This window comes from Streptomyces sp. NPDC046465 (genome assembly GCF_040646035.1).
GTDB lineage: Bacteria > Actinomycetota > Actinomycetes > Streptomycetales > Streptomycetaceae > Streptomyces.
This window is the reverse complement of the sequence record NZ_JBEYZK010000045.1, coordinates 22,534-28,848: the sequence shown is the minus strand read 5'-3', so window position 1 is coordinate 28,848 and position 6,315 is coordinate 22,534. Positions and strand designations below refer to the sequence as shown.

6 protein-coding genes are annotated in these 6,315 nt (G+C 73.4%); 2 read left to right on the top strand and 4 right to left on the bottom strand.

Going from position 1 to position 6,315, the window contains the following annotated elements; genetic code table 11:
- The first annotated feature begins 321 nt into the window (after nt 1-321).
- On the top strand, nt 322-912 hold the full coding sequence (locus tag ABZ953_RS37990; RefSeq protein WP_361733855.1) for a phage holin family protein: 591 nt from the start codon (nt 322-324) through the stop codon (nt 910-912).
- 28 nt (nt 913-940) lie between these two features.
- On the opposite strand, the gene ABZ953_RS37985 is transcribed toward ABZ953_RS37990, so the two are convergent.
- From ABZ953_RS37985 to ABZ953_RS37975, 3 genes are read right to left on the bottom strand one after another with little or no spacing between them, the layout of a single operon-like run.
- A complete protein-coding gene (locus ABZ953_RS37985) occupies nt 941-1,528 on the bottom strand; it encodes a hypothetical protein (RefSeq protein WP_361733853.1) in 588 nt (195 codons plus the stop codon).
- Between the two features lie 25 nt (nt 1,529-1,553).
- Nucleotides 1,554-2,651 (bottom strand): enolase C-terminal domain-like protein, encoded by a 1,098-nt coding sequence (locus tag ABZ953_RS37980; RefSeq protein ID WP_361733851.1) that lies wholly within the window; start codon nt 2,649-2,651, stop codon nt 1,554-1,556.
- A gap of 10 nt (nt 2,652-2,661) precedes the next feature.
- On the bottom strand, nt 2,662-3,642 hold the full coding sequence (locus ABZ953_RS37975) for a TIGR03557 family F420-dependent LLM class oxidoreductase (RefSeq protein WP_361733849.1): 981 nt from the start codon (nt 3,640-3,642) through the stop codon (nt 2,662-2,664).
- A gap of 214 nt (nt 3,643-3,856) precedes the next feature.
- On the opposite strand from ABZ953_RS37975, the gene ABZ953_RS37970 reads away from it, so the two are divergent.
- On the top strand, nt 3,857-5,710 hold the full coding sequence (locus ABZ953_RS37970; RefSeq protein WP_361733847.1) for a transketolase: 1,854 nt from the start codon (nt 3,857-3,859) through the stop codon (nt 5,708-5,710).
- Between the two features lie 6 nt (nt 5,711-5,716).
- On the opposite strand, the gene ABZ953_RS37965 is transcribed toward ABZ953_RS37970, so the two are convergent.
- Nucleotides 5,717-6,295, bottom strand: coding sequence for a hypothetical protein (locus ABZ953_RS37965; RefSeq protein ID WP_361733845.1), 579 nt, complete (start codon nt 6,293-6,295; stop codon nt 5,717-5,719).
- Between the last annotated feature and the right edge of the window lie 20 nt (nt 6,296-6,315).

Below are 6,315 nucleotides of genomic sequence, written 5' to 3'. Positions count from 1 at the left end.
ATCACTAAAAAAAACAAAATATACAATCGTGGGCCTCGCGCCCCCCCCCCCGGCCCCCCCCCCTCCGGTGGTCGTGCCCGCCGTCAGGACTGGGGACGGCTGCCGTGGTTCGCGCCGTTCTTGCGGCGGGCCTTCTTCTTGCGACGTCGCTTCGAGGACATGGATACCTCCGTGGTTCCGATGGTGCTTCCCGGGTGTGAACCCGGGCGATCATGCGCCGCCTACCCTGGTGGGCACCTCGTCATGGCGTGGCCTGCGTCACGTACGGGCGGCGGGCGCGACCTGCCGTTAAGCGTCCACGGGTCCGGGTACCCGGGCGCCATGACTGGCCCCGATGAACCGCTGACCGTCCCCGAGAAGCCATTGACCGCCCCGGAGAAGCCGCTGGGCGGCCTCGACCAAGGCCTGACCGGCGAGCTCGTCCAGGCGATCCGCGCCGAGCTGCAAGAAGAGCTGCGCGAGCAGACCAGGAAGCAGCGGCGCAAGGCCACGCTGTACACCGCGTCCGGCGCCGCGGCCCTCTACGCGGGCGCCGCCATCGCGCTGTCCCTCGGCCTCGCCATCGACCTCGGCCTGCCCGCCTGGGCAGCAGCCCTCATCGTGGGCGCCGTGCTCGGCGCGGCGGCGGTTCTGCTGCGCAACGCGGCGCGGGCGGGGCACGGGCGGAACGCGGGCACCCCGGCAACAGGGGCACTGCCGGACCCGGCACCCGGAGCACTGCCGGACCCGGCACCCGGCGGGCTCGCGGCCCCTGACGGGCTCGCGGCCCCGGATGGAACCACGGCTCCCGGAGGACTCGCTTCACCCGGCGGCCCCGGCGGCCCCGGCGGCCCCGGCGTTCCCCCGCCCCCGTCCGTGCCGCCCACGACGCCTTCCCCTTCCCCCGAGGCGCCCGCCCGCCGGGACGGATGAGCGGTACCGCCCCATCACCCTCGCCCCGTCACCCCCACCCCGTCACCCCCACCACCTCCGCCGCGATCTCCCGCAGGTCGCGGCCGTCCGTGGCGATGCGGTGGGCATCGGGGCCGGTGTGGCCGTCGAGGTGGCGGGCCATGAACGCGCTGCGGCGCAACTGCTGTGCGAGCTCCGAACCCACCTCGCGGGCGGCCAGGCGCTGTTCGGCCGTCGCGTCGGTCGCGGTCAGCAGTACGCGGATGATGTGCGGCCCGTCCATCGCTTTCGCGAACAGGTGCTCCTCGGTGGGGAGGACGCTCGCCGTGTTCGTGTACACGAGCCGACGGCAGCCGAGCGCACGGTAGTTGGCCCAGACGGCCGTGAGGTTTCGTTCCGTGATCCGTGAGCGGTGCGGGTCGCCCGGCGGTGCCGGGTGGACCGCGTCCAGGAGGTCGCCCTCGATCAGGGCGTGGCCGATGTCCGAGGCCCGCAGTCGCGCCGCGACCTCCCAGCCGACCGATGACTTGCCGACGCCGGACCGGCCCCCGATGAGCAGCACTTCCGCGCGCCCGCCTGTGCTCTCCGTGACGGTATCTGTGACGTTCTGACTGACGTTCTGACTGACGTTGTGCATGGCGCGAGCCTGCCAGGGTGCCGATTCACACCACCCGGAACTCGGCCACCTCGTCCGTGCGCAGCTGCAGCCCGTGCCCGATGCCGCAGCCAGGGCGGACCACGCCTCCGGTCGGGTCGAGCGCGCCGTCGAAGAACATCGACTCGATCCGCACGTGGTCGTGGGACCACTCGATGTGCCGGAGGTTCGGCACGCAGGCCGCGGCCGCGGCATGTGCGTGCGGCGCGCGGTGCGCCGAGACCTCCAGGCCGTGTGCCTGCGCGAGGGCCGCCGCGCGCAGCCACTCCGTGAGGCCGCCGCAGCGCGTCGCGTCCACCTGGAGGCAGTCCACGGAGGGGATCATGCGGCCGAAGTACGGCAGGTCGTACCCGTATCCGCCCGCCGTCACGTCGCACACCAGCGCGTCCCTGACCTGCGCGAGCCCCGGCAGGTCGTCCGAGGACACCGGCTCCTCGAACCAGCCGACGCCGTACTCCGCGAGCACCCTGCCCACGCGTACCGCCTGCTTGCGCGTGTAGCCGCCGTTCGCGTCGACGTACAGCTCGGCTTGCGGGCCGATCACGTCGCGCGCGGTGCGGACCCGGGACACGTCGCGGGCCGCCGCCCGGCCCCACCCCTCCCCGACCTTGATCTTGACGCGCGGGATGTGCTGCCCGTGCACCCAGCCGTTCAGCTGCGCCGCCAGATGGGTGTCGTGGTACGTCGTGAAGCCGCCGCTCCCGTAGACGGGAACCTCGTCGCGGGCCGCCCCGAGAAGCCGTACGAGAGGGAGTTCCAGGAGGCGGGCCTTCAGGTCCCACAGGGCGATGTCGACCGCGGAGATCGCGCACGCGGCGACGCCGGGGCGGCCGGCGTCGCGGACCGCCTTCGTCATCGCGTCGTGCGCGGCGGGAATGTCGAGGGCGTCAAGTCCTCTGATCGCGGGCGTGAGTTGTTCGTCGACGACGGTGGCCGCGGCGGTGGGCGCGTAGGTCCAGCCGGTCCCCGTCGCGTCGCCCGCGGTGATCTCGACGACGATGACGGTGGTGGTGTCCCAGGCGAAGGTGGCGTCGGCCTCGGGCGCGTCCGCGGGCACCGTGTACGCGGAGACGGCGGGCCGTTCGAGGGAGACTTCGTGCTTCATCGCATCGTTCCTAGGTCGTGGGGGAGGCGGGCGCCGCGTCCTGTACCTGCGGCAGCACCTTGGCGCGGTAGAAGTCGAAGAAGCCCCGCTGGTCCGGGCCGATCTGGCTCACGTACACCCGGTCGAACCCGGCGTCGGCGAACGCGGTCAGCGCCCCCACGTGCTCGTCGACGTCATCGCCGCACGTGAAGGACGAGGCGGCCATCTCGTCGGTGACCAGCGGTCCCAGCTGCTCGAAGTGGCGCGGCGTCGGCAGGATCCGGCCCGCCTCGCCGGGCAGCAGCCGACTGCCCCACAGTTCGCGCGCCTGGCGCACGGCCGCCTCGCGGTCGAGGCCGTAGCAGACCTTGAGGCCGCCGCTGACGGTCTTTCCGCCCCCGCCGCCCTTGCGGTAGTGGGAGACGAGCGTCTCGTCGGGCGCCATCGTGAGGAAGCCGTCGCCGACGCGCGCCGCGAGCGCGGTCGCCTTGGGGCCGAAGCCGGAGATGTCGATGGGGACGGGCTCGTCCGGCACCGTGTACAGGCGGGCGTTCTCGACCGTGTAGTGCGTGCCGCGGTGGCTGACCTCCTCGCCGGTGAAGAGGTTCCGCATCACCTGGACCGCCTCCTCCAGCATCTCCAGACGGACGTGGACCGGCGGCCAGAGGCCACCCAGGATGTGTTCGTTGAGCGCCTCGCCCGTACCGACCCCTAGCCGGAAGCGGCCGTCCGTCAGGACCGCGCTCGTCGCCGCGGCCTGCGCCACGACCGCCGGGTGCATGCGCACGGTCGGGCAGGTCACCGCCGTCTGGACGGGCAGGGACACCGCCTCGGCGAGCGCGCCGATCACCGACCACACGAAGGGGCTCTCGCCCTGCGCCGCGTTCCACGGGTGGTAGCGGTCGGAGATCCACAGCGCCCGGAACCCGGCCTGCTCGGCCATGCGGGCCTGTTCGACGAGTTCGGCGGGGCCGAACTCCTCGGTCGCCAGGAAGTATCCGTACTCGGGCATGAGAGTGCACCTCCGAAAGCCACGTGCGGAGCTGGACGGATCGGGCGGACTGGGCGGACTGGGCGGATACGACTGCGGGTAACCCCGGCGCGCGGCGGCAAACGGCGGGGGCGCGGTGACCGCCCGCCCGGCAACGGAGTTTGGCGTCCGCCGCGCAGGGGCACGCGGGGGGTCCCTCTGGACCCGCAGTACCCGCAGCCCAAGGAGGACCTCCATGTCCAGCAGCAACGACCAACTGGGCGCACTCGCACGGCAGTTGCGCGTCGATTCCGTCCGCGCCGCGGCCGTCGCGGGCTCCGGGCACCCCACCTCGTCGATGTCCGCCGCCGATCTGATGGCGGTGCTCATCGGCCGCCACCTCCACTACGACTTCGAGCGCCCCGACCACCCCGGCAACGACCGTTTCATCCTCTCCAAGGGCCATGCGTCGCCGCTGCTCTACGCCGCGTACAAGGCGGCGGGGGCGCTCACCGACGACGAGCTGCTGACCTTCCGGGAGAAGGGCAGCCGCCTCGAAGGACATCCCACACCCCGCGCCCTGCCCTGGGTCGAGGTCGCCACCGGCTCACTGGGGCAGGGGCTGCCCGTCGGCGTCGGCATGGCGCTGTCCGGCAAGCGCCTGGACCGGATCCCGTTCCGCGTCTGGGTGCTGTGCGGTGACAGCGAGCTGGCGGAGGGCTCCGTCTGGGAGGCCGCCGAGCACGCCGGATACGAGCACCTGGACAACCTCACCGCGATCGTCGACGTCAACCGCCTCGGCCAGCGCGGCCCGACCCGCCACGAGTGGCAGCTGAGCGCCTACGCCGACCGCTTCAGGGCCTTCGGCTGGCACGTGGTCGAGACCGACGGGCACGACGTCGACGCCGTCGACCGCGCCTGCCAGGAAGCGCGCTCCACCATCGGGCAGCCCACCGTGATCCTCGCCCGTACCGTCAAGGGCAAGGGCGTCGCCGCCGTGGAGAACCGCGAGGGCCTGCACGGCAAGCCGCTGCCGGACGCCGACGCGGCCGTCGAGGAGCTGGGCGGCGTGCGCGACGTGCGCGTGGAGGTGCGCAGGCCCGCCGCCGCGCGGACGACGCACGCGGTGCGCAGCGGCCACCTCGAACTGCCGCGGTACGAGAAGGGCGAGGCGGTCGCGACACGGGACGCCTACGGCAGGGCGCTCACCGCGCTCGGCACCGCGCGCGGCGACGTGGTGGCCCTGGACGGCGAGGTCGGTGACTCGACGCGCACGGAGTACTTCGCCAAGGAGCACCCCGACCGGTTCTTCGAGTGCTACATCGCCGAGCAGCAACTCGTCGCCGCGGCCGTGGGGCTGGCGGCGCGCGGCTGGGTGCCGTACGCGTCGACTTTCGCGGCGTTCCTGACCCGCGCGCACGATTTCGTACGGATGGCAGCCGTCAGCGGCGCCGAGATCAACCTCGTGGGCTCGCACGCGGGCGTCGCGATCGGTCAGGACGGCCCGTCCCAGATGGGTCTGGAGGACCTGGCGCTCTTCCGCGCGGTGCACGGCTCCACGGTCCTCTATCCGTGCGACGCCCACCAGACGGGACAGCTCGTCGCGTCCATGGCCGGGCTCGACGGGATCTCCTACCTGCGTACGTCGCGTGGCGAGGCGCCCGTCATCTACGGGCCCGACGAGGAGTTCCCGATCGGCGGCTCGAAGGTGCTGCGCTACAGCGACGCGGACCGGCTGACCGTGGTGGCCGCGGGCGTGACCGTGCACGAGGCGCTGGCCGCCGCGGAGTCGCTCGACCGCGAGGGCATCCCCGTACGCGTCGTCGATCTGTACTCCGTCAAGCCCGTCGACCGGGCCACGCTGCGCGAGGCGGCCGAGCGCACCGGCTGTCTGCTGACCGTCGAGGACCACCGCGAGCAGGGCGGCCTCGGCGACGCGGTCCTCGACGCGTTCACCGACGGCAGGCCGGTGCCGCGGCTCGTGCGGCTCGCGGTGCGGACGATGCCGGGCTCGGCCTCGCCCGCGGAACAGCTGCACGCCGCGGGCATCGACGCCGAATCGATCGCGGCCGCCGCGCGGCTCCTGGTGGAAGAGGCGGTGGTGCGGTGAGCGCGGTCAGCGGCGCCGGGCGGCCCTGAACCAGGCGTTCGCCGCGGGACGGAACATCAGCACCGTCGCCGTGAGCAAGGCGGCGAGGTGCAGCGCCCGGCCCGCGCCGGTCAGGACGTCGAGGACTCCCACATCCCGGAAGGCGTCGCCGATCCCCGGCCGGTGGGCCGTCCAGGCAGCCAGGGACAGCGCGCCGAGCGCGACCGGCCCGCCGGTCAGTGTCAGCCGCGCCCAGCGGGCGCCGCGGCGCATCCGTACCGCGACCAGAACGACCGCCGCGAACACCGCCATGCGGAGCGGCACGCCCCACGCGAGGCCGTCCGTGAGCCCGTCGGCAGTGGAGCCCGGGCGGCCTCCGGACACCTCCCGGCCGACGGCGAGCACCGTCTCGAAGACGCCCGCGGCGACCGCGGTGAGCCAGAGCGCGAAGGCCGTCCTGACGACGCCGGGAGCCGGTGGCTCGTCGGTGCCCGGCAGCATGCGGGCCAGTAGCCGCGGCTCGTGCGAGTGGGGCCTGGGCCGGGGGAGTCGGGGCAGCTCGGAGTGGGGCGTGGGACCGGGCCGCGCGGCGGGTGTGTGTGTCACATCGGAGCTGTGTGTCATGG

What these genes read in the sequence shown, in the direction of transcription:
- ABZ953_RS37990 (WP_361733855.1), top strand. Translation starts at nt 322, where the DNA reads ATGACTGGCCCCGATGAACCGCTGACCGTCCCCGAGAAGCCATTGACC.
- ABZ953_RS37985 (WP_361733853.1), bottom strand. Translation starts at nt 1,528, where the DNA reads ATGCACAACGTCAGTCAGAACGTCAGTCAGAACGTCACAGATACCGTC.
- ABZ953_RS37980 (WP_361733851.1), bottom strand. Translation starts at nt 2,651, where the DNA reads ATGAAGCACGAAGTCTCCCTCGAACGGCCCGCCGTCTCCGCGTACACG.
- ABZ953_RS37975 (WP_361733849.1), bottom strand. Translation starts at nt 3,642, where the DNA reads ATGCCCGAGTACGGATACTTCCTGGCGACCGAGGAGTTCGGCCCCGCC.
- ABZ953_RS37970 (WP_361733847.1), top strand. Translation starts at nt 3,857, where the DNA reads ATGTCCAGCAGCAACGACCAACTGGGCGCACTCGCACGGCAGTTGCGC.